This is a genomic window from Blautia sp. Marseille-P3087 (genome assembly GCF_900120195.1).
GTDB lineage: Bacteria > Bacillota > Clostridia > Lachnospirales > Lachnospiraceae > Blautia_A.
Window position 1 is genome coordinate 780,399 of sequence record NZ_LT635539.1, and the last position, 21,684, is coordinate 802,082.

At 39.8% G+C, this 21,684-nt stretch carries 24 protein-coding genes and 1 riboswitch; of the genes, 3 read left to right on the forward strand and 21 right to left on the reverse strand.

Annotated features, from left to right (window positions below):
• Position 1 precedes the first annotated feature (1 nt).
• From BQ7344_RS03710 to BQ7344_RS03735, 6 genes are all read right to left on the reverse strand, one after another.
• Positions 2 to 2,164 carry an ATP-binding protein gene (locus tag BQ7344_RS03710; RefSeq protein WP_015540876.1) on the reverse strand — a complete coding sequence of 721 codons (2,163 nt, stop codon included), beginning with the start codon at positions 2,162 to 2,164 and terminating at the stop codon, positions 2 to 4.
• Positions 2,148 to 2,963: a substrate-binding periplasmic protein gene (locus tag BQ7344_RS03715; RefSeq protein ID WP_072521469.1), complete on the reverse strand. Its 816-nt coding sequence runs from the start codon at positions 2,961 to 2,963 to the stop codon at positions 2,148 to 2,150. Before BQ7344_RS03715 ends, BQ7344_RS03710 begins: the two co-directional genes overlap by 17 nt.
• Before the next feature lie 131 nt (positions 2,964 to 3,094).
• Positions 3,095 to 3,170: riboswitch (cyclic di-GMP riboswitch) on the reverse strand.
• 452 nt (positions 3,171 to 3,622) lie between these two features.
• Positions 3,623 to 4,846, reverse strand: a complete 1,224-nt coding sequence (locus tag BQ7344_RS03720) for a tyrosine-type recombinase/integrase (RefSeq protein WP_072521470.1) — start codon at positions 4,844 to 4,846, stop codon at positions 3,623 to 3,625.
• 383 nt (positions 4,847 to 5,229) lie between these two features.
• A complete protein-coding gene (locus tag BQ7344_RS03725) occupies positions 5,230 to 5,526 on the reverse strand; it encodes a hypothetical protein (protein ID WP_072521471.1) in 297 nt (98 codons plus the stop codon).
• Complete coding sequence (locus tag BQ7344_RS03730; protein WP_072521472.1) at positions 5,526 to 5,870, reverse strand: hypothetical protein; 345 nt, start codon at positions 5,868 to 5,870, stop codon at positions 5,526 to 5,528. Before BQ7344_RS03730 ends, BQ7344_RS03725 begins: the two co-directional genes overlap by 1 nt.
• A 228-nt stretch (positions 5,871 to 6,098) precedes the next feature.
• Positions 6,099 to 6,422 (reverse strand): hypothetical protein, encoded by a 324-nt coding sequence (locus BQ7344_RS03735; protein WP_072521473.1) that lies wholly within the window; start codon positions 6,420 to 6,422, stop codon positions 6,099 to 6,101.
• A gap of 316 nt (positions 6,423 to 6,738) precedes the next feature.
• Between BQ7344_RS03735 and BQ7344_RS03740 the strand changes: the two genes are divergently transcribed.
• Entirely contained in the window at positions 6,739 to 6,954 is a 216-nt protein-coding gene (locus BQ7344_RS03740; protein ID WP_055066188.1) for a helix-turn-helix domain-containing protein, read from the forward strand.
• A 4-nt stretch (positions 6,955 to 6,958) separates the two neighbouring features.
• Positions 6,959 to 8,302, forward strand: a complete 1,344-nt coding sequence (locus tag BQ7344_RS03745; RefSeq protein ID WP_055066187.1) for a hypothetical protein — start codon at positions 6,959 to 6,961, stop codon at positions 8,300 to 8,302.
• A gap of 333 nt (positions 8,303 to 8,635) precedes the next feature.
• Here BQ7344_RS03745 and BQ7344_RS03750 read toward each other — a convergent pair whose 3' ends face one another.
• From BQ7344_RS03750 to BQ7344_RS03815, 14 genes are all read right to left on the reverse strand, one after another.
• The gene (locus BQ7344_RS03750; protein ID WP_072521474.1) at positions 8,636 to 9,289 is read right to left on the reverse strand and encodes a Rha family transcriptional regulator; all 654 of its coding nucleotides are present in this window, start codon (positions 9,287 to 9,289) and stop codon (positions 8,636 to 8,638) included.
• 351 nt (positions 9,290 to 9,640) lie between these two features.
• On the reverse strand, positions 9,641 to 9,925 hold the full coding sequence (locus BQ7344_RS03755) for a hypothetical protein (RefSeq protein ID WP_072521475.1): 285 nt from the start codon (positions 9,923 to 9,925) through the stop codon (positions 9,641 to 9,643).
• Positions 9,926 to 10,119: 194 nt separating this feature from the next.
• A complete protein-coding gene (locus BQ7344_RS03760; protein WP_005427358.1) occupies positions 10,120 to 10,602 on the reverse strand; it encodes a hypothetical protein in 483 nt (160 codons plus the stop codon).
• 148 nt (positions 10,603 to 10,750) lie between these two features.
• Positions 10,751 to 11,005 carry a hypothetical protein gene (locus BQ7344_RS03765; RefSeq protein ID WP_005427356.1) on the reverse strand — a complete coding sequence of 85 codons (255 nt, stop codon included), beginning with the start codon at positions 11,003 to 11,005 and terminating at the stop codon, positions 10,751 to 10,753.
• A complete protein-coding gene (locus tag BQ7344_RS03770; RefSeq protein WP_055066182.1) occupies positions 11,005 to 11,415 on the reverse strand; it encodes a hypothetical protein in 411 nt (136 codons plus the stop codon). The genes BQ7344_RS03765 and BQ7344_RS03770 overlap by 1 nt, the downstream gene beginning before the upstream one ends.
• Positions 11,416 to 11,492: 77 nt before the next feature.
• A complete protein-coding gene (locus tag BQ7344_RS03775) occupies positions 11,493 to 11,795 on the reverse strand; it encodes a hypothetical protein (protein WP_072521476.1) in 303 nt (100 codons plus the stop codon).
• Positions 11,796 to 11,851: 56 nt separating this feature from the next.
• Positions 11,852 to 15,769 (reverse strand): hypothetical protein, encoded by a 3,918-nt coding sequence (locus tag BQ7344_RS03780; protein WP_072521477.1) that lies wholly within the window; start codon positions 15,767 to 15,769, stop codon positions 11,852 to 11,854.
• 105 nt (positions 15,770 to 15,874) lie between these two features.
• Positions 15,875 to 16,306 (reverse strand): hypothetical protein, encoded by a 432-nt coding sequence (locus tag BQ7344_RS03785; protein WP_072521478.1) that lies wholly within the window; start codon positions 16,304 to 16,306, stop codon positions 15,875 to 15,877.
• Positions 16,306 to 16,569, reverse strand: coding sequence for a hypothetical protein (locus tag BQ7344_RS03790; RefSeq protein WP_083585475.1), 264 nt, complete (start codon positions 16,567 to 16,569; stop codon positions 16,306 to 16,308). Before BQ7344_RS03790 ends, BQ7344_RS03785 begins: the two co-directional genes overlap by 1 nt.
• Positions 16,570 to 16,794: 225 nt before the next feature.
• A complete protein-coding gene (locus BQ7344_RS03795; protein ID WP_072521480.1) occupies positions 16,795 to 17,043 on the reverse strand; it encodes a hypothetical protein in 249 nt (82 codons plus the stop codon).
• Positions 17,044 to 17,046: 3 nt separating this feature from the next.
• A complete protein-coding gene (locus BQ7344_RS03800; protein WP_022380604.1) occupies positions 17,047 to 17,247 on the reverse strand; it encodes a hypothetical protein in 201 nt (66 codons plus the stop codon).
• Between the two features lie 261 nt (positions 17,248 to 17,508).
• Positions 17,509 to 19,707, reverse strand: coding sequence for a virulence-associated E family protein (locus BQ7344_RS03805; protein WP_083585476.1), 2,199 nt, complete (start codon positions 19,705 to 19,707; stop codon positions 17,509 to 17,511).
• Positions 19,704 to 20,006, reverse strand: a complete 303-nt coding sequence (locus BQ7344_RS03810; protein ID WP_072521483.1) for a hypothetical protein — start codon at positions 20,004 to 20,006, stop codon at positions 19,704 to 19,706. Before BQ7344_RS03810 ends, BQ7344_RS03805 begins: the two co-directional genes overlap by 4 nt.
• A 12-nt stretch (positions 20,007 to 20,018) precedes the next feature.
• Positions 20,019 to 20,216, reverse strand: a complete 198-nt coding sequence (locus tag BQ7344_RS03815) for a hypothetical protein (RefSeq protein WP_072521484.1) — start codon at positions 20,214 to 20,216, stop codon at positions 20,019 to 20,021.
• A gap of 119 nt (positions 20,217 to 20,335) precedes the next feature.
• On the opposite strand from BQ7344_RS03815, the gene BQ7344_RS03820 reads away from it, so the two are divergent.
• A complete protein-coding gene (locus BQ7344_RS03820; protein ID WP_072521485.1) occupies positions 20,336 to 21,046 on the forward strand; it encodes a helix-turn-helix domain-containing protein in 711 nt (236 codons plus the stop codon).
• Between the two features lie 75 nt (positions 21,047 to 21,121).
• Here BQ7344_RS03820 and BQ7344_RS03825 read toward each other — a convergent pair whose 3' ends face one another.
• Complete coding sequence (locus tag BQ7344_RS03825; protein ID WP_072521486.1) at positions 21,122 to 21,598, reverse strand: hypothetical protein; 477 nt, start codon at positions 21,596 to 21,598, stop codon at positions 21,122 to 21,124.
• Positions 21,599 to 21,684 lie beyond the last annotated feature (86 nt).

Genomic DNA, 21,684 nt, shown 5'->3' on the forward strand with positions numbered 1-21,684 from the left:
ATCACTCCACCAATCTATGAATTACTTTTATCAGTAATTCTACGTCAACAGGCTTAGCAACATGTTCATCCATTCCTGCTTCTTTTGCTCTTATTCTGTCCTCCGCGAACGCATTTGCTGTCATTGCAATGATCGGTATTGCCTTTGCATCCTCTTTGTCCAGAGACCTGATCATCTTTGCAGCTTCATAACCATTCATGACCGGCATCATGATATCCATAAGAATAACATCAAACTCACCAGACCTGCTTTTTTCGAATATCTTAACAGCTTCTTGTCCATCCCAGGCTTTGGTCACCTCAGCACCTTCATTCTGAAGCATAAATTCTGCAATTTCCATGTTCAGCTCATTATCTTCCGCCAGAAGAATGTGCAGCCCGCGGATGGAAACTTCTGTTTTTTCTCCGGTTTCAACTTTGCTGTCCCTGTCTGTATCAATCCGGAATGGAACCCTGATCACAAATGTCGTCCCTACGCCTTCTACGCTTTCAAAGGTAATCGTTCCACCCATTTTCTCAATCAGTTTCTTTGCAATCGGCATTCCCAGACCTGTTCCGGCAAATTTTGTACGGCTTCCTGAATGTTCCTGTGCAAATGGTTCAAAAATATGTTTTTGGAACTCTTCTGTCATTCCGATTCCGGTATCCCGGCAGACAAATTCCATTGTCGTCGTTTCTGGCTGTCCGGATGGAATTTCAATACAGCTGATATAGATGTGTCCGTTTTCTCTGTTATATTTCATCGCATTGGACAGAATATTCATCATCACACGTTTCACATACCCCGGACTTCCAATAAGATCACGATGTGTGATTTCTTTTTTCTCCCATTTGATCTGAATATTCTGTTCTGCTGCCATCTGCTCGATCACAACAAATACTTCCCTGGAAATTTTGCTCAGATTAAATGGAATCTCTTCCAGAACGATTTCACCTGACTCAAGCTTACTCATGTCCAGAACATCATTTACCAGTTCCAGCAGCAGATTGGATGCCTCTTTCACCTTTGTTCTGTATTCTGTCTGTTTCTCCATATTATCTGCATAATGTTCTGCCATATTGACCAGACCGCAGATTCCATTGATCGGAGTCCTGATATCATGGCTCATTCGCTGAAGAAACTCTGTTTTTGCCTCATTGGCAGCTTCTGCCTTTTTTGCTGCTATCAGAAGTTCTGCCTTATATTTTTCATCTTTTTCCTGTTCCAGTTTCTGATGTACCTGATTGGTTCTGTGACTCCAGAATAAGAATATACTGAATATCAGAAAATAAAGAAAAACAACACCTGCTACACTTAATGGAAGGTTATGAAACACTTCAATGTCCGGAAGATATGCATAAATATAATAATCCCGCTGCTTCAGCATGATTCCGTAACACCCGGTTCCTTCATTCTTCAAATGATAAATGTGCTGACTGTCTGTATGCTTTTTCATTGCCTGAACGACCTCGTTGCCGGATGTATTCTGCCCTAACATGCTCTCATCATTGCTAGCAACAACTGTTCCATCATCTGCAACAATAATCGTTCCATCCTTCTGGACACTATAGCCGTTTAAAAGCCCCTGTATCGTCAATGTGTAGTTTCTGACAAATTCCGGAGATGTATAATAATAAACAGCAACGATACCCGGTGCATCTTTTCTGGCACAGGCTGCAATGTCGATACGTGACCCGTCTTCTCTGATAAAACGTTCCGAATAAGATCTTTCTTCATATCCGGCAAAATCCATGATAATTTCTTTTTGCAGATACTCCGTAATCTCATTGGCAAGAGATTCATCCGTGCTGTATTCACAGTCCGTCTTTCCTTCTTTATCCAGTACAATGATACCATCCACCCAGAGAGTCTGCAGATTTCCTTTCAGCAATTCCCGGCTCAGCTGACCGCCGTTTTCTGTTTCCATGTTAATATTTGTACTCATCTGTCTGGCACTTTCAATAGCACGGAGAAGGCTCTTGGATTCCGAAGATTCATTATAATGAGTGTAGGTTGAACACTGCACTTTGACATAATTTACAATCTCCACCATTCTTTTCTCTGCTTCCGCTTTTTCTGCGTGGAAGAAATAAAACAGAGAGACTACAGCCACACAGATTCCAATCAGACCACCGATCAGCCGGATTCGTTTTTCTTTTTTCTTTCTCTTAATATCCAAGATCATCCACCTCCAGATACTTTTCCGGATCATCCAGATATTTTCCAACGATTTTCAGAGTCGTGCCGTCCTGCCGCATTTCTTCCAGAGTCTGGTTCATCTGCTCACAGATTCCTCTGTCATCATCTTTTGCGAAAGCAACACCTATTCCGGTGAGCATCAAAGGTTCTTCCAGGATACGGAAGCTTGCATCATAATCTTTCATATACTGGACAATCGATTCCTCATGTGCGGCAGCTGCATCTACATATCCTTTCCCCAGGAACGTATAGATCAGCTCTCTGTGTCCAAGACTGATCAGATTTCCCAGTTTTGGGATTCTCTCATCTGTCCGGTTCAGAAAGATGCCTTCCGGTTTGGTTGTGGACTGAACAGCCAGGTTCTTTCCCTCCAGGTCACTCAGTTTATAGATATCACTGTTTTCATTTACAGCAACCACCTGACGGCTTACTATGTACGGTCCGGCCCATCGGTAATCATCAAGGCGTCCTTCCATGGAAAAACAGCCCATGATACAGTCAATCTCTCCGCTCTCCACCAGTTCTTTTTTCTTCTCCCAGTCAATCTGGACAACATCCACCTGATATCCCATTCTTTTGAAAGCTTCTGCCGCCAGTTCTACATCTATGCCCGTAGGCTCACCATCTTCATTCAGATAATTGTATGGTGGATAGTTGTCGCTGCCAAGCGTGATGACCGGCTTTTCGGTTTCTTTATTTCTGCTGTCTGTATTTTTACACCCTGTCAGGGTGACTGCTAAAATTCCCACAAGCAGAATGCCTGCGATCACTCTTTTTTCTTTCATTTCTTTTCCATCCCTGCTATTTTTTTGATTTTCATATTATTCTCTCTTCCCGATAAAATCATGATGATTACGTCTGTGAAATAACATCATAAAAATAAAAAAACACCGTCTCACAGACAGTGCACCTCATTTTATGCAACTGGCTGCCATTTTACAGGCCCTGTAGCTTTGCGTCCCAGACTTTCATCTGGTTTGCCGATTTCCTTATTATAACTTTTAAACGTGTGCAAAAAACTGCTTTTATTATACTTTAATGCTATATTCTACACAAGAAAAACCTTACTGATTTAATGATTAAAAGTAAAACAAGGTTGCTGTGAACGGAATAAACAGTAACAAAACAAGAACAGTCACTATATATACTCGCACACCTTTTTCTTTTATCATACTGCCACTTCTGCTATAACACAATAGATTACAATTCGACACTTTTCGACAAGTATTTCTGAAGAGTCGGATTTTATGAAGTTTTTATGAACAATTCTTTTCGATTTTTCGTCACGTTTTATCAAGTGCATTTTTCCTTGTATTTACGGGCTTTTCGGGATTTTTCACTCGTCTTTTCGTTCCATCTTTGTTCATCACGTTCCTTTTAAATGTCACAAAAATTGTCACAATGAAAAAAGCTATTGCCTGGTAAAGACAACAGCTTTCTGATTCTATCCTATTTTCACGATTCCTTCGGTCTTGCTCATTTCATTTTGTACCCTGACTTCATCAACATGATTATACCGTTCCATCGTCATGGTTATGTCTGCGTGTCCCATTATGTATTGCAGGCTCTTGACATCCATACCGCTTTCCGCCGCTCTGGTGCAGAATGTATGCCGCAATATATGTGCGCTGATATGAGGCAGCAGGAAAGGCTCTCTGTGCTCCTTATCAGCCTGTTTAAGCTCTTTCTTGTTGTAGGCCTTGATTATGTTACGTAAAGCACTGTCAAGGACCTGTGGAGCAAGCTGGTTGCCCTGATGATTAAGGAAAACAAAGTTCTTCAAGCCTGCTACTGGCTGTTCCTTTGCACGCTTCCCCAGTAACAGATCATACTCTCTCTGCTTCATCAGAACCTTTTTTGCAGTCTTTGTTAATGGGATGTCTCTTTCTCCTGCTTCTGTCTTCAATGGCTGAATATGGAACTTACAGCCGGTTCCGTCCAGATTCCGATACACCAGCTGTCTACGTACATGGATCATGTTCTTTTCCAGGTCAATATCATCCCAGAGCAGGCCGCCCAGTTCACCAACACGAAGCCCTGTAGATAATGCAAATACGATCAGCGGATAATGGATTTTATACGAATTGCTTTTTCTCGTAAACTCTAACATGATTTCCTGTTCCTCAATTGTCAAAGCTCTTTTCCTGCTCACTTCTTTATCAATTCCTTTTCTGCTTCCCTTTGCCGGATTCTTCCTGATCATATCAGAATCAACTGCTGCCTGCAGACATTCCGATAATATAATGTGATATGCCCTGATCGTTCCAGGTGAATATCCCTTTTCCAGTAAATCCGCATACAGTCTCTTTACGTGGATCTGTTTTATTTCTGAAATCTTCATTATTCCCAAGGCACTGGGAGCAATGGCGTTTTTCCAGTACGATTTATAGTTGCATCGTGTACTGTCTCTGATGTTCTTCTTCGTGCTCATGAACAGCCGGAAGAACTCATTTAATGTCAAATTTCCACCCTTTGTATAAATCCCATCCATCTGGTCACGTTTTATCTGTTCTTCCTTTTTTCTCAGCTCTGCCAGGGTAAGTGCATATACAGTGCTACGTTTCCCGTTGCTATCCGTCCATTTATAACAGTACCGGCCATCTTTGTTCTGCGATTCACCTACACGCAATACACGTCCTTTATTGTCTACTCTTTTAGCTCTCGCCATGCTGTCACTCCTTTAAGGAAAGGGCAGCAGTTGCCGCCCCTCGCTGTGATTGTACTATTTTATTCCCAGAAAACTACAAACAAATCTGAAAATTGTATATGTTTGGGCATGATCTGCTGTCTCTAACAGCTCTATGCTTTTCTTTTTATAGTCCATATTTTAATATCCTCTGTTTTTTAATACTCTGGCAATGAATCTATAGAAGAATTCAAGCAGGCTATCATCATTTACCTTCTGTAATATCTCAATAGTTTCTTTCTTGTAATCCATATTAGTACCCCCACTGCTTCTTAAATGAGACAATTACGTTATACAAAAAATTCAGAAATTTCTCGCTCTGGATTTCATTCAGAAAATTTTCAATTTCTTTTTTATAATCCATGCTATGCCTCCGCCACTTTCGTATTATCTTTTATTCTCCTTACCATCAGATAATTAGCAAGGTTATGTACTCTCTTAAGGTCTTCCAGATCATTCATCATTAAAGCATCTGTAATCAGCCAGAAACGCTCCTGATCTTCCTCTGGCAGCTTCATAAATACTTCATTACTGGAACAAGCCACCTGAAAGAGTTCTGCCAACTCATAGGTGTGCTGTAATGATCTTCTATCTTTGTTGGCCTGGACAACGTCCACGATTGCTTCTCTGCAAGGGACCTGTGTTAATGTACATTTTTTCATCACTCTTCGCCCTCCTGTTCTTCCTCTTCTTCCGGCGGCTGCTGATTATACGCAGCTCGCACAAAATTTTGAGCCATTTCTAAACACTTATAATCGTGAAATTTCAACACAAAATTAATAATATCCATCTTCTTCCGTAAAATTTCACGCTGACCGAGAACAAACATCCAGTCTTCTGTAACTGCCTTTGCTTCCTCTTTTGCCTCCTGCAGTTGCTCTTTAAGATCTGCAATAATCTCTGTCGCCATAACCACACCTGCACCTTCTGTCTCCTGTGCCGGAACACCAGTGGTCCGCATCACTTCTACTGCTTCTTCTGCCTTTAATACTTCCTTTTTACTCATTTCTCATTCTCCTCTCTCTAACTCACGAATACTGTCACATACCTTTGCGGATATAAACCCACCAAAGAAAATCATAAGAACGTCCATTACTGATATCATTCTGTCCATTCCTTTCTTTTGTTGTCTGAGGGGAATGAGTATGTTATAATACGCACAGCCCCTCAATTTTGATCGTTTGTCGGGTTACTATGCCTTTATCAGAGTTGCCGCTCTGGTAAGGGCTTTTTATTAAATTGCTTCTACCTGAGACTTTCCGAAGAAACTGGCTTTGTATGTTGCCCCATCTTCTCTACTTCCCCAGATCAGAGAACATCGGAATAATGCTGATGCTCCATGCTTTACCTTATAACCAAGCTCTTTCCACTTAGCAAAGGTATTGGTTTCCTCCGTGATGCCTGCTGCATGTTTCGCATCTTCGATTCTCTTTGCATTGATTTCTTCTGCCTTTGCAGATAACCATGCTCTGTGAAGTGCTTCTGCAAAGCGGATATTCTTTGTCTTGCGGTAAACTTTCCATGCTTTGAACATGATCTTGCTGAGATTGTACTTCATGTTGCTGTCCTCCTTTGCTTTTCAAGGTCTCTCAGCCTTTCAAGCATCTTCCTGACTATTGATATGCCCTATTGCGATTCTCACAGGTATATGGCTTGAAGTATTGGGGGCTTTCGGCTCTCCCGGCTGTTGTCTGTTCCCTTGAACTGATTATAGTATAAACATTTCCGTTTATAATGTCAATAGTTTTGTTTAAATAATTTTATTTCTTTTTTCCACTTTAATGTTGTCTTTTTAAATATTATCGTTTATAATTTATTTATATATAGTGAAATTTATTTATATATTAAACATCAAATATTAGAGGTGAATTATTATGGCAGTTTCAGAACAGGTCAAAATATTATGTGTCAAACTCGGTATAAGTGTATCTGAGCTTGCTCGCTTATATGGTTCAAGTCCTCAAGCATTTAACCAAAAATTAAAGCGAGAGGGATTTACTCCAGCAGAACTCAAAAAAGTAGCAGAAGCAGCAGGATGTATCTATCAAAGTTCGTTTATTCTTCCTAACGGGGATAAAGTAACCGATTAATAATATGAAATACTCTCATACTCAAATTATAAAAACTAATTTCCCATTATGGGGCATTCCGCATACTGATCCTATTTATATTCTGGTCCCGTCTTCTATAGTAAATTCCGGAAAATCAGTCGATTACTATAACAATTCTGTTAATTTTTCAGAGATAGATAAAGATATTAGGCGCGGATTATACCAAATAGTAGCACCTATTCCTGATACAAATACCAAACAAATTTTCGAATCGTATATATTAGGATTAAAGAGTCTTCTTGAAAATTGTAATTATCAAGTTTTTAACGTTTGGGACTATGGATTGTTATATATTATTGAAAATACATTAATCCTTTATATTTCTATAAATATCGAATTTACTAATTCACTTGTTGTTGAAGAAATATTCGATGCTGGACATTATGATTTCGGAATAAAAAAATACACTCGCACAATTCCCTTGTGTTCTTACTGGGGATTTAATGGTATTTTGGGCTATTCAAATCCATATCACATAAGTAAGTATGAACTAATTAACGCTGCGTTTCCTAATCTACAAATAAATGATTTATACAACAAATGGGAGGGAATTCCGTATTCTTATGCACTATTCGATCTTAAAGAAGAGCCTTATCATGGGATTGCAATTTGTCATACCAATGCGAAACAAACTTTAAAAAAAATATATGACATTGGTTCAGATCTCTTGTTTGCCTGCGTTACATGTTCTAACCCAAAACACTTCAATACCTGGGCAGGATTAAAATATTTATTTACTTTTAATTCCGATATGCATACTGTTTTAACTGGTCGTTTGAATGGTACTTTTGATATTTCATGGAGAAAGAAAAATTTAGGAAATGGAAAACTCGGTATCGAAGAAAAAGGAATGTCATTTTGCTGGCTCACTGCATATATGAAATCTTATAATGATGTAGAATTATTAAAATCCATTGAAAAGGGAATGTATGCAGATATTGATTTATATGAATATTCAATTCCAGAAAATAAATGGAAATCAGAGCAACTTATGTTTCAATTAATAACCCAAATGTTTCCTAAAAAACCTGTTTACTATCAATATCGTGCCGATTTCTTAAAACAAGGAAACAGTCAATTGAGTTATGACGTTTTTATACCAAGTCTTCATCTAGCTTTTGAATATCAGGGGAAGCAACATTTTGAACCTATTGATTTTTTCGGTGGAAAAGATGGCTTTGAAAAACAACAATGGCGCGACAAGCAGAAACTCAAACTCAGCATTGAAAATCATATAACTCTTGTATACATCAATTATTGGGATGACTTAAACGTTCAATTAATACAGCAACGAATCAAAGAAGCCCAGCGTAGAAATCAAATATAGTATATTTATCCAGGCAGCCAGTAGAGCGGCTGTGGTTCCCTGATCCTGAGCCTTGACAGGAGGGAATGCTTATGAGCGATTATGAGATTTTTATGATAGTTCTGACGACAGCCAGCTTAATTGTATCTATCCTTACATACACACATAAGAAATAGCCGCCCTGCTCTCTGGTAAAGAATAGGCGGCTAAATCTTAGCTAAACATATTTGCCAGAACGGGGAACCTTGACTTCCCTTACTGGCTGTCTTGATAAGTATATTATATGCCAGCTTCAGGAATTTGTCAATTTCCCGTTACAAATCACCCATATCTCTTACTATCCCCATTTTCTTCTTATACCGCTTCGAGGTATGCCAAATCTTTCACCGCTTCAAGTCGTTTCTTACAATCCCTGTATATTCCCTGATAATGTTTCCCTTGCATAATTCCCAGGTCAACCTCATGCAAAATAATATTTTCCATTAAAGATAAGTTATTAAGCTGCATCACCGTAGCTTCGTCCCTTTTATTGATTCCTGCCATTTTATTTGCCAGTCTGGTATAAGTCATATAAAGCATTTCTGCATGACTACTGCCCTGTCCCTTTGCATACTCAACAAGTTTCTGAATCGTATCCGTCTCTGCCTTTCTGGTAAGCTTTCCTGCCTTCCGGGTTTCAATCCACATCTGAGTAGATTTCTCACGGATAAAGTTCTCCATCTGATTAAATGCCCGGATATACTGCAATTTCCATTCAAGAGCTTCTTTCCCGGTAAAGCCCATTGCTAAAAGAGAAAAGCCATCACGATTCATATAAAATTTTCTATATGATTGCCCGTTACCAGATTTGTAAGAAGAAATCTTAAACATTATTTTCACAGCTGAATTTTCAGCAATGAGATTATCAATACTCTGCAAAACGTTTTTATGTTCTTTTCCAAACTTCTCAGCTACCTGCAAACTATCACACACAGCTTCATCATTCTTTAAATAAACAAGTTCATTCATCTGCACGCCTTTCTTTAGCTATATCCAAAAATACCATCTTATTCCATCAATTTATTAATTTCTCGCCTGTTCCTCGCCTGTTCGAGCAAATATATCGATGTTAATCGACAGTTCAGGCACTCCCGGTTCTTGCCGCCTTTTTTACCATTCTTCACGGCTTCCTCACGGCTTCATTCTCAACAACACTCCTTAAAATAGTGAAAAAGCTCCTTGAACCGTAGGTTCGGCAGCAGGATTTTTATTAAATGCCAGCATCATCGCTTCTACTGTTTTATCGGCTCATTTAACCTTTTTATCTGCTCTCCCTTACAACTTTACCTCAAGCACTTTGCAATCGTTTCTTGCCCTGTTTTATCCTTGTGTTGCTGTATTTTCAGACCTGTTCTGTTTCAGTCTTTCTCCCATCTGCTGCCGCTGTTCCTCTGTGTACTGCCTTGGCGGAGAAATCCGAAGCCAGGATACTGGAACATGAGCACAAATGCTTCCGTCCTCGTTATCCGCAATGATCCGGCAATCTTCTGGGTGCTTCTCTGCCAGCTTGCGGATTGCAGACTTATACCGGCCCTGTGAGAATGATAAAGTTGCTCTGGTACCGTTGGTCATAAATTCAATTACATTTTCGTTACATCCATCCATAAAAATCTCCTTTTCGTTTTGTTCGATAATAATTATAGTCTTATTTTTCGGGGTTCGCTCAGGCTTCGTTCTAACGCACTTTACTCTTTTAGGGACTCCGAAATCTCCGAATATCTACGCGCGTAATCGTGTCAACAAACTCCTTTGCGTGCGTAATCGCGTCCACGAATCCCCATACTCCCGACATTTTTTGTTTAAAAATCCATCAATTTGTAATCATCTTTAATATCATCAGGTAATCCCTTAAAAAGAAAATTCTGAGGCATTCTTCGCAGTACTCCAACAATTTCAAATCGCTGTTCACTCTCCAACATAGTTTTTATTTCTGGATATTCTTCAACATTCTTTGTATACCATGACTTCTGCTGTGGCGGAGAATACCGTGGATCATCACGCACATACAGGAACAGCCACTCTATACACAGGCTCATTGTAAATTGAACATGCAACCCACATTCGTAATAATATTGAGCTATCATTAATGCATCATGAAGTGTAGTTGTTATCCGCTCTGGTTCCTGATAATTTCCCTCTGGATAATATTTCACGATACATTCATCTTTCATAAAACTCCATGGAGCAATGGACACAAACGGAGCATGATCTGCCTGAACCGCCATTACCATCTGAGCTCTTTGGTATAAAGCATCAAGCCTTTTAATCAACGGACTTCCCATGATTCACCACCACCTTTAAATATGCAAATCCTTTGTCTGTTTCTTCGTCCCATTATGCCCCTGTGATTTCTTTCTGGCATTTTCCCTTTTGCAAGCTCTCAACCACTGATGTAACTCCGGCACGCTTGTAGCCCTTATCGTTACACGCTTATTTCTTCTCGGCATTTAATACTCCTTCCTCTGGCAAACGTGGAATATTAAGAATGATGGTCGTTACAACGCTATGCTTCTGCTGAAATTCAGCCAATTTCTTCTCATTGTAAATACCATCTTCGCCCAATATTGTATAAAGTCTTTCCTTTCCGGGAACAGGCTTTACCATGATCAAGTGAATAGTATCTGCTTTCTTTTGCAATAGCATAGCCCGTTCTTCTGCTTGCTTTAATCTTGCTTGTATATTCATTATGTCCGCCTCCGCTGTGATTTCTGTTCCTGTTCTACTTGTGACATCAATTCTTCCATAGCTTTCAGACGTTCAATCACATCTACATTCTTTGTCCACTGAGAACACTGTGACAATGCTGCATTAGCCGCGTTCACTCTGATCTGTGCCGGCACTTCCGTATCAGTGGCTGTATTGACCAACACTGCTGCGCATTCTCCAAGTTTTCCCTGCAGGTATGCAATTGCTCCTGTTACGGCCTCGTTTCTTGCCTCAGAATACTTACGCTGGAAGCTGTCTGAATGAATCACAGTATAAATTGTAGGTCTGGGAATCTTCGTCTTTTTGGATATCTCACTTATATTTGGACACGTTAAAAATGCCTGTACTAATATGTCCTCACGTGCTTCTGCTGATATACCTTTTGCCATAGTAATCACCCCTAACTAATCAATGATATTTTCCAATATATAAAAACAGACAGTTTTGACAGGTTCTATTCCAATTTTTAGAACGGATATCTATTACATGCCTTTAATGCCTCCCGGAACACAGCCAGCGTTTTCTTCCGGTATGCATAGAAATCTTTACGATCAAGTGGAACAAAGTTCTTTTTATTCATCTTGTCATAGCTCATTCCAATTACGATACAACAATAAAGTTCGTAACAAACGTTCGGATACACTTCTGCTGCGCACTGTAACAACAATATCTTGTCCCTCATTTCAAGCTTTCGACAAAACTCATTAAATTTCTTATCTTCATCTTCTGAAAATCCATAATCTTCATAAGTTGCTTCCCTCGTAAGCATTTTTCTTCCTCCCTGTGTTCTCCCTGCCACACTTTTTAGCATGACAGGGAATTGCTTTATGCCAGTTCAAACGGGTTTCTGCCGCTTGCATTCTGTCTCAACTTTGCTTCTTCAATAATTTCATCGAATACTGTTCTTCGGTTAATCTGAGCGGTAAATCTGACGTTTCCGCCACTCTGCTGTCCGCCAGATTCTTCACGAACAATCTTTCTGAGCAGTGCTTCTGGTGTTTCAATGTTATTGCCCTGCTTCTGGTCACCAAGGACAGCCAGAAATTCACTTCTAGGTGGAATAACTGCACCTTTAGCTAGGTATGGAACTGTATTCACCCTTGGCAAACTCATATTGTAATAGCCCCATCTCCGGTTGCCTGTAGGACCCGTTACATCATAAGAAAAGCTGAATGCTCTTTCGATTCCAGACAGAGAACTATTAATATTTCCTATCGTGCTGTTTACTTTTCCAACAACATTATTCAATGTCCTTGTGATTCCACTGGTTGCATTTGAAATCCCGTTTGCCAGATTGTTTCCCATCCTCGTTCCGATAGACTTCATCTCACGTGCCAGCCCTTCCAGGCTTCTTTCTGTATTCCGAATCATCTCAGAAATTATCTGTGCAATACGTTCACCGGCCCATTTCCATTTATTGGTCATGGTATTGTACTGACCGGAGAAATGACTATCTACCGTCTTCTGCATCTCTCCAAGCTTCAGATTTGCATGCTGCTTCATCTGATCAAGGTTCTTATCCACCTCCGCTGCTGAATTGCCCCAGTTTGTCACTGTCGCTGTACTCACACCGCCGGAGGCGTCCTCTGCCGCTTTCTGGAGTCCTGCCAGATTCGTTTCTGCATCTGTCTTCATCTTTCCGGTAGAAGTCGTTACAGTCTGCTGCGCACCAACAATATTTTTATCTACGCTGGTCTTTGTTACCTGTACTGCATTTGGGAATACCTCTGAAAAAATCCTTGCAGCAGTCTCAGTATTTCCGCCCATATTCTTAACTGCTGCCATGACGTTGTTATATGCATCCTGTGCAGTACCACCAGAATCCACTGTTCTTTCCAGTGCGTTCAATAACTGTCCCTGTTCATCCGTTCCAAGATGCATCTGATTTGTCAAATTTCCAATAACAAGTTTCAGATCATCGTAAGATTTCTGAGCACTCTGGCTTCCAAGATTGATCTGGCTTGCCATGTTGGTTGTATCCCTGCCGAGTGTTTTAATGGATTCTGACAGGATATCAAACATATCATCTGTGACAAGCCCCTTCTGTCTCAATGTCTCGAATGCCTGTGTTGCCTGCTCAGATGTCACACCCATTTCACCCAGCTTATCAATAAGTTTCTGCGTTGCACTGGACTTTTCCTCAGCAGTCATTCCCTCTTTCTCAAGAGACTCTTTCAGATTCCAGATTTCTGTTGCAGAACCGGATATGATATCACCACGCCGCTGTAATGTCTGGATGAAATTATCCATGGTATTTCCAAATGTACCACCGACACCATTACCGCCCTGCATGGTCTCTACCATTTTGGCAATCTCAGAAGTAGCTGCGGCCGCCGCAACACCCACACCGGCAATTAGCCCTGCAGTGCCTACCAGTGGGGTAATAGCTGATGCAAGGGAAGTAAAGCTTCCTGCCGCATCTTTTACTGCATTGCCTAAAAGTGTAGTCAGATTACCGGACAATTCTCCGATGGCTTCGGATCCGATCAGTTTCTTTCCAATTGCCTTTAGTAGTAATTTTACGAGGTCACTAATTCCCGTTATATCTGCCATCTTCACTGCAATAAATGCTTTACCAAGAAAAGCAGCTATCTTACCGGCTGTTCCGCTCGCCTCCATGCCATCAAACAGGCCTCCGAGCGATTTGACAACAGCTTTTATCACCTGCTTCAGGTGTCCAAGCCAGTCAACTTGTGTCAGCATATCTCCGACACCTTTTCCAAAAGCCTCCCAGTCTGTCTTTTCTGCCATATCCACTAGGGATCCGCACAGATTGTCCAGAAAGGCTTCCAACTTACGTCCATTCGCTTTCCAGTCAAATTCCGATACAAAGGTGTTGATACCACCGGCAATGTTATTTACCAGCTCTGACCAGTCAAAACGCTCTGTAAAGCTGTACAATGATGTGAATGCACCATTTAATCCGGTTGCCAGTGTATCTCCGATTTCTGAAAGAGAAAATCTTGATACAGCACCATTCAGGCCATCCGCAACCGCCTGTCCAATTTCCTTATACGGAAGGTTATGGACCATTCCGTTAAAGATATTCCAGGCAATCATAAACCGATTTCCTATGAGCTGTCCAAGATTGTTCCAGTTGACTTCCCGAACAAAGCCGGCGATTCCGGTTGCAAATTTCTTACCAAGGTTTTTCCAGTCAATTCCTGTAATCAAAAGATTCAGCGTATTTATAATCGTGTTGATACCGGCACCAACCGTCCGCCCCATCAAATCCCAGTCGATGTGATTTACCAGACTGTTAAATGTTCTGGTAAATGCATTGCAGAATTTCGTTATCTTAGGACCAACCTTTTTCCAGCTGATAGCATCATAGACTTTTTGAAGTCCTTTATTTATTCCACTGGCAATATAAGCTCCAAGACCTTCCCAGGCTTCCGATTTAATGAGCTTCTTGATTTTATCCGCAATTCCTTTAATACTATTTGCAATCGGGACCGTTTCAAACATCTGTCCCGGTGTAGGTGCTTTGTATCCACCGGAATCATCTGTTCCTGCACTCCCACTGGTTGAAGCTTTATGCACCTCGTCCAACGAAGAAAGATAGTCTTTTGTCTGCTTCGATGCCTTTTTCGCATTCTTCGAGGTCTTATCAAGGCTTGCCGCATAATCTTCCTGCACTCCAACAGCTTTTACAAAAGTATCCTGTCCGGTTAATGCTGCTGCAAACATTCCCACATAAGTAATTGCCCTGGAAATCATATCAATAAATCTTGACATGATCGGAGCTACCGCGGTGAGAACAGGTGCAAAGGCTGTAGCAAATGAGTTTTTCAGCCTCGTCATGCTGGACATTAAAGAGGAGATTGCTGAATTGGTACTGTTAGAATACTGTGCCAGATTTTCAAATCCGGTCTTCACACCATCACTGACAGCACTTATCGCCCGGAATACCCCTGAAAACAGCAACGACATTCCCAGCATTCGGGAAAGACTCATTCTCGACCGATTTGTCTGTTTGTTCAGATTAAACATGTTCTCTACAGCTTTTTTCATCGCTGAGACCATGCTCTTAATCGAGGAACCGGCACTTCTCAATGCTGAACCCATATTCTTTACAACCATACCTACACGGGCAGCAGCCTTTTGAAGATTCTGCATGGCCTGTGCCAGCCGGTTGTTTTTCTGTCGGTATTCCTCAACCTTGTTTTTCAGATTATTGTATGATGAATACAGCCTTCCATTTATACGTTCCAACTTCTGCGACTCCGTATTATACTTCTCGGCTGTACCCTTATACGCATCTGTTGATGTGGGATTCACATAGGCCCTTCCAGTTGCCTGCATCTCTTTCTGTTTCCGCTGTAACCGGTCAATATCTGCCCAGATACCGTCCATCTGTTTGTCAAGTTCCTTAAGCGGTGCAGAGTCTATCGAAAAGCCCATGTCCAGCCATTCACGCTGTTTCGCTTCTATCTTTTCAAACTCATCTTCCAGAGTTTTCATATCGTCTTTGAGCTTTTTATATTCTTCTGTCTCGATCTTGACCTTGCTCAGTTCTTCCAGCTTCGATTTCAACTCTGACACTTTACGTTCCTGTTTCTCATAATTCTGATACAGGTCCGTTATCGCTGTTATCTGCCTCTGGAAAGAACTTTTTGCTGAATCGCCCATCTTCGATACCTGTGCGGATATTCTGGTCATTCCAGCCTTTACAGCATTCATTCCTTTCGACACACCGCCGGTATCTATTCTGGTATCAATGATAATTGAACCATCTGCCATGTTATATCTGCCTCCAAACTATTTGAGGTTCGGGCACTGAATCCTGTTTCCAATGCCGTTATATACTCAGGACCATCCCGTTACCAGGACAGCCCTGTTATGTAGCTACGCTTCGGCTACTTCTTTCTTTGCGTATTTGTCAGTATACTTTTTTATCCTTTTCTGCTGTGCCTTTTCCCTTGCATCCAGCTCTTTTTCGATGATTCCACCAATTACAGTGATAATCTGTTCTGCGAACATTTCCCCGCTGTCGAGAATGGTAAACGGACTGGTAATCTTGAAGAAACTCTCTGATACAGGAGCACCAAACAACAGATCAATCTTTTCACCAGCTTCTTTTTCCAGATCCGGTAGAATTTCCTCGAAGTCTTTGTCCTTGATTTTGTCATTGATTCCTGTAAAGAAAGTTGCTGCCTCTTTATACCTCTTTAAAATACCTGCATCTGAAGGAATAAATCTGAACACACCCAGATCATTTCCGTCCTGGTCTGCAATCTGGTATGTCTTCGCACCAGTCTGAACTATTACCTTTTCCATTAATCTTCCTCCTCGCTTTCCTGTTCTTCTGCTTTCAGCTGTTCTTCCAGTTCATTAAGCTCCCTAATCCCATCCATGCATTCTGTGACCTTATCTGCTGTAGCTCTCATTGAATTGCGTACCTCATCACTTTGAACGAAATCCGCATAAAGCTCTCCGATATGTCCAGCCGCATTAGCCAGAGAACTAAATACCCCCTTCTGCAACCTCATTCTTTCCGTGTATAAACGTCTCTGATCTGAAATCTTTTTCTTTCTTCCCATGTCACTTACCTCCATTCTGTCTGTCATAAATAGCCGCCAGCTCACATACAATCACAAATAACAAAAGTGCAATAACTACCACCAATATCACCTCCGCAACAATGAAATATTACCTGTTACATATATTTTACCATCAAACCTGACCACAGTTGTGGTACATGTTTGCCCCATCTTGCACCGTTCAGTCTGGCATGATATGATGAATCACAAGGGTGACCGCCCTCATTACTCTTTCATACTGGCAGCAGGATTACTTCTTTTGGATTTTGTTTCTAAATTCCTGACAACAGCACAAAGAAGGTCCTCACACAGCCGAGAATGATGATGATTCTTCCGTAACACTTCTAATTCTTTCATCATTCCCTGCCAGTATGCATCGTCTTCAGGTCTGCTCGGAGGATACAGCTTTTTGTATAACCTCCAGCAACCCGTGAAGATGTCATATATCTGCTTTAATTCTTCTTTACCATCCATTAGCTACTCCTCCGGCATGATATACGCTTTTTCTCCTGCTGCATACTTTTGAAACATATCATTCAACACTTCTTTCGCGCGTTCTGGACTTGCATATTCTGCAATACCAAAATCACCCTCACAAATACGGTTCTTACTTACATAACTGATATACGTCATTTTAAAATTTAAAACTCTTGTTTTATCCTGTGTCATTATTTTCATAATTATTGTCCTTTCCGGCGGTAAGCCGCCTATAAAATCCATTACAAAATCCAACTACAGACTACAACTACAATCGTTCCAAAGAGTTTAAAGTTTTCTTTATATACCCTTATATCCCTCTATTATTATCTTTTATATATTTCTTTTTATAGAATGTAGTATTTGTAGAATATGTAGAAACACTTGTAAATACTGAGTTTAAGCGAACTACATTCATTCTACAAACTTCACTACAATTCATAAAAACAACCGCAAAATTACTTAATCAAACGGAAGCTCCATTTGTTCTTGCTCTGAAACAACAACAAACTCAGAATTTTCAGATTCCTCTTCTGTAGTTTTCATTGCTATTTTTCTGAAGCCTCGTTGTTGTCCATATCCATCAAATTTACGTGGTGTTTTAAGCCTTTCCCATCCCGGTACTTTAGCAACAATGTTATTTATTTCTGATGCCTGCCAGTTTTTAGGCGGTATAGTTTCCTTTAATGCTTCAAACCATATTTCTCTTGCACACACCTGAGTTTTCCCTTCCAAGTAGTCCATAATAATTCCACGCTTGCCATCATCTGCCATATTTGCCTCTTGAAGCTCTTTAGCCTGCTGCATACATTTTTCCGAAAGTATCAACTCTGGATCTTCGTTTTTCCAAATATGCACTGCTTCCGCCCATGCCTGTTTTATATCGTCCATGACTTCTGGTGCAAAAAGGCTCTTAGATGGTTTTATAACGCCTGTATGAATAATAAGAAAACGCCTGTTTCCTGTCTCATCCTGCAAGAAATCATCTTTATTAGTGGTTCCAGCAAATACACACTGTCTATAAAACGTGTCTGCTCGCCTTTCATAAGGAATCCTATATTTGTCCTGTGTGGCTGTCAGGAATCGCTTTACGCTCTCCACACCGCCCGCCGTCCTTGCCAAAGATTTAAGTTCTGCAAGCTCAATGATCCATGATCCGGTAAGCGACTGGACCGCTTTGTCTGAATCCAAGCTGTCCAATGAATCATTGAACCATGAATCGTCCAAAGCCATCAATTTCAGAAACGTACTCTTGCCAATGCCCTGTGACCCCTGTAAAATAATTGTATAATCAAATTTACTTCCGGGTTTATACACTCTTGAAACAGCTCCTAACATCCATAAGCACATTACCTGGTATGTATAATCAGAATCCTCTGCTCCAAGATATTCCGGTAGCAGGCTTCTTATATGCTCTTTTCCATCCCATGTAAGGGAATCCAGTAATTCTCTTACTGGGTGGAATTTATTCCGCATAGAAACATTTTTCAATGCATCTGCAAAGTCCTGTCGGCTTTTAAGCCCATAATCAGCCTGTATCAGTGAAAATAGGGCTGAATCATCATGACTGCTCCATGCTCTGCAATTATTCTCATTTTCCCATGGTACATTACCATATAAGTAAGGTTGTTGTGCAAACTCATTAAGGCGGATTTTTCCGGCAAAACGACTGTCTTTATCCATAACGATTTCAAAATTATGTACAAGCTGTTTTACGCTTTTTACATTTCCATCTTCATCATAGTTGCAGTCGAGGAATTTAAAGACTAATGCCGGACCTCCAGCTACTTCGTCCTTGCTTTTTTGTGTTACGGCCCGTTTTTTGCCTACATCTTGCTTCTGATCTTGCTGAACATCTGTACAAACCTTCTCTGTATCGTCAACATTCCTTATTAGATTTTCAAATTCTTCAACAGTATGTCCTGCTTCAAAATAATCAGTAATGTCTGCTTTAGGCACCTCTGGCATTGGAATAATTATCTTGATACTCTTAGCAGTACCTTTTAAGTCTCTTACAACAGTAGACGCTAATTTCTTTCCCGGATCATCATTATCTGCCAAAACTATCACATCTGCATCTTTACAAAGTTCAGATACATTTTTATTCCAGTCATTAGCACCACCACATGAAAAAGCAGTATATCCTTTTTTTACTAAGGTATTAACATCTTTCTCACCTTCTGGAATAAATACTGATTCTTTTCTCTCAATAGCCCTTTTTATACTGGATATGCTTCCGTATACTGCATTAAACGTTTTCTTATTTTTCCCATTTAGGCCATAAGCAAAACGTTCATTACTCAAGATTCCAAAAAGCATTTTCTTGCCTTCTAATCGTACTTTCGTATAAGCATAATCACCATTAATGGAAGCATAATTGTACACAGCCTCGATTTTTCTTTTTTCACGATTCTCTATGTACGCTCGCCATCTTTCCTTTGCCAATCCATCTCCGTAAAATAAATCTGACATTTTTAATCCTGCTGCATCAACAACTTTCTCAGCACTACATCCAGCATGACACATAATCAATGCTCGATCATTACCATCCGTAAGTGTTAAACTAGCCTTTGTATCTACATGTGCCGGACAAATGCATTGCGCCTTGCCTGTCCCGCGTTTCATAACTTGAAAGTGTGATAAAATCCTTTCAAAAGTCAATTCTTATCACCTTCCAACTCTTCCAAAAGTTCTCTTGCACTCTCCAAAACCCGTAAAGTATTCTCTCCTCGATTCTCAAGCGTGCGAATAAACTTCCGAATTTCCATTGTGTCTCCTGCTGCTGGAAGATAATAGCCTCCAGGCGGCGTGGTGTTTGATAATATGACTTTGCCAGCCTTACGTTCTGCTTCGATCTGTTTTTGAAGCATTCGGACACTGGAAAAGTGACATTTCACAGTAAGGTACTCTGGTGTCAGTGCGTTTTCTTTCCCCGGCAGCAGGTTTTCATATACTCCCATAGAATCACCGCATTACTCAGAGATTTCGTCCAGATATTTTCTGATTTTTGCTACATTCCATAAAACGCGTCTTCCTACATAAATCTTTGCTCCTGCTGCCACTCCAATTTCTGTTGCAGTTTTAATACCTGCGTGCGTTAATGCCTGAAGCCCTGCGGTATCGACTGTTAAATCATTAAATGATACATTGTGTTCGTTTGTTTTTATCATGCTTTCACCTCGTATTCACTTCGTCTTATTAACTGTTTGCTATTTACAAGTCTAATTGTATCTGATATGATATAGGTAAACAATTACCTATTTACTACTCATTGTTGGAGGAATATTGAATGAAAATAAGTAATAATATACCTATAATTGAGCATGAAGATGTAATAAACACATTTACTAAAAATCTGAAAAAGAAACGTAAAGAAAAAGGATATACACAAAGACAATTGGCAGATATACTTGATGTAACTCTTAAAACATACAGATCTTGGGAAAAAAACACCTTACCCAAAACATTAGAACTAATTAACTTATCAACAATTCTCGACTGTGATGTAGACTTTTTATTGGGTAGACTACAATCTGATACTCATTTTCAGGCATATATAGATAAAACTTATGCGCTCTCTCCTGATGCTTTTCAAAAATTAAGCATATTAAATATGTATCAAATTAGAAAAGAAAATTCCACATATAGAGAGATTGCCACTGACTGGAATATAATATTGGATTACCTTATAACAACTGAAAACGGTAATTTACTATTAGATCAAATCAGACAATATGCAACCTCTTGTAATACTAATATTTCAAATAGTTATTGTTATCATGCACTCCTTACTGGTAAAGAAAAACATGGGCGTAATACAATCAAAGATTTAAATTCTTTATCTGCGATTCTTAAATCTCTTGATGAATTGCAAATATATATGTCTAATCTCAATGTAGAAAAATATCGAGCTAAATTTTACGATTTAAAAGCAACATTCCTTGAAACAGAGAATATTTCAAACAAAAAAGCACCCAATACCTCTCCTGATTCCCCTTAAGTAGATCCGGTTGTTTCCCTCGTCTACTTAAGAGGCATCAAGCCATAGGCATTGAGTGCTTTTAACATGTATGGCCTAATTTTTAAATACATCCTCTACTATTTCGTCCATTTCTTTTTCTGTTGGTAAGGCATCAGCCTTGCTCGCAACTGAATTGTACGGAATTTCCATATCCTCTTTATAGCGTTTTTTAACTATACCATTCAAAATAATCTCACCTAACACTATTAGTAAAAAACTTCCTATAATCACTAATATTGATATAATACATTTATTTGTTTTTCCTGCTTCCCCGTATATTCCGACTATATAACCTGCGCCAATATAGAAAAATGCGCATCTGTTCATAAATATTTCTCGCACAACTTCTTGTACTCTCTCTTTTTCCAAAACAATATTATCTTTGTTATCTCTTTCCACCAAATTACTACCCGGAAAATATCTATCAATTATTTGATTGTGAGTATTTCTACAATAATTAATAATCAAAATAACTGCGCCTGCAAGTTGCAAAGATATCGCAATAATGTATATAACTGTAACTTTTTCCATTCCTATTTCTCCTCCCGTTTTTCTTTTATCATATCTTCAATTATGTAACAGTACAACAATTACAATTCGACATTTTTCGACAAATC

Excerpts from the sequence above, each read along its gene's own strand:
- BQ7344_RS03710 (WP_015540876.1), bottom strand. The coding sequence starts at position 2,164 with ATGATCTTGGATATTAAGAGAAAGAAAAAAGAAAAACGAATCCGGCTG.
- BQ7344_RS03815 (WP_072521484.1), bottom strand. The coding sequence starts at position 20,216 with ATGATAAAAACAAACGAACACAATGTATCATTTAATGATTTAACAGTC.
- BQ7344_RS03760 (WP_005427358.1), bottom strand. The coding sequence starts at position 10,602 with ATGGGAAGTCCGTTGATTAAAAGGCTTGATGCTTTATACCAAAGAGCT.
- BQ7344_RS03770 (WP_055066182.1), bottom strand. The coding sequence starts at position 11,415 with ATGGCAAAAGGTATATCAGCAGAAGCACGTGAGGACATATTAGTACAG.
- BQ7344_RS03745 (WP_055066187.1), top strand. The coding sequence starts at position 6,959 with ATGAAATACTCTCATACTCAAATTATAAAAACTAATTTCCCATTATGG.
- BQ7344_RS03785 (WP_072521478.1), bottom strand. The coding sequence starts at position 16,306 with ATGGAAAAGGTAATAGTTCAGACTGGTGCGAAGACATACCAGATTGCA.
- BQ7344_RS03765 (WP_005427356.1), bottom strand. The coding sequence starts at position 11,005 with ATGAATATACAAGCAAGATTAAAGCAAGCAGAAGAACGGGCTATGCTA.
- BQ7344_RS03775 (WP_072521476.1), bottom strand. The coding sequence starts at position 11,795 with ATGCTTACGAGGGAAGCAACTTATGAAGATTATGGATTTTCAGAAGAT.
- BQ7344_RS03790 (WP_083585475.1), bottom strand. The coding sequence starts at position 16,569 with ATGGGAAGAAAGAAAAAGATTTCAGATCAGAGACGTTTATACACGGAA.
- BQ7344_RS03795 (WP_072521480.1), bottom strand. The coding sequence starts at position 17,043 with ATGGATGGTAAAGAAGAATTAAAGCAGATATATGACATCTTCACGGGT.
- BQ7344_RS03820 (WP_072521485.1), top strand. The coding sequence starts at position 20,336 with ATGAAAATAAGTAATAATATACCTATAATTGAGCATGAAGATGTAATA.
- BQ7344_RS03725 (WP_072521471.1), bottom strand. The coding sequence starts at position 5,526 with ATGAAAAAATGTACATTAACACAGGTCCCTTGCAGAGAAGCAATCGTG.
- BQ7344_RS03715 (WP_072521469.1), bottom strand. The coding sequence starts at position 2,963 with ATGAAAGAAAAAAGAGTGATCGCAGGCATTCTGCTTGTGGGAATTTTA.
- BQ7344_RS03800 (WP_022380604.1), bottom strand. The coding sequence starts at position 17,247 with ATGAAAATAATGACACAGGATAAAACAAGAGTTTTAAATTTTAAAATG.
- BQ7344_RS03720 (WP_072521470.1), bottom strand. The coding sequence starts at position 4,846 with ATGGCGAGAGCTAAAAGAGTAGACAATAAAGGACGTGTATTGCGTGTA.
- BQ7344_RS03730 (WP_072521472.1), bottom strand. The coding sequence starts at position 5,870 with ATGAGTAAAAAGGAAGTATTAAAGGCAGAAGAAGCAGTAGAAGTGATG.
- BQ7344_RS03740 (WP_055066188.1), top strand. The coding sequence starts at position 6,739 with ATGGCAGTTTCAGAACAGGTCAAAATATTATGTGTCAAACTCGGTATA.
- BQ7344_RS03735 (WP_072521473.1), bottom strand. The coding sequence starts at position 6,422 with ATGAAGTACAATCTCAGCAAGATCATGTTCAAAGCATGGAAAGTTTAC.
- BQ7344_RS03750 (WP_072521474.1), bottom strand. The coding sequence starts at position 9,289 with ATGAATGAACTTGTTTATTTAAAGAATGATGAAGCTGTGTGTGATAGT.
- BQ7344_RS03780 (WP_072521477.1), bottom strand. The coding sequence starts at position 15,769 with ATGGCAGATGGTTCAATTATCATTGATACCAGAATAGATACCGGCGGT.
- BQ7344_RS03825 (WP_072521486.1), bottom strand. The coding sequence starts at position 21,598 with ATGGAAAAAGTTACAGTTATATACATTATTGCGATATCTTTGCAACTT.
- BQ7344_RS03755 (WP_072521475.1), bottom strand. The coding sequence starts at position 9,925 with ATGGATGGATGTAACGAAAATGTAATTGAATTTATGACCAACGGTACC.
- BQ7344_RS03810 (WP_072521483.1), bottom strand. The coding sequence starts at position 20,006 with ATGGGAGTATATGAAAACCTGCTGCCGGGGAAAGAAAACGCACTGACA.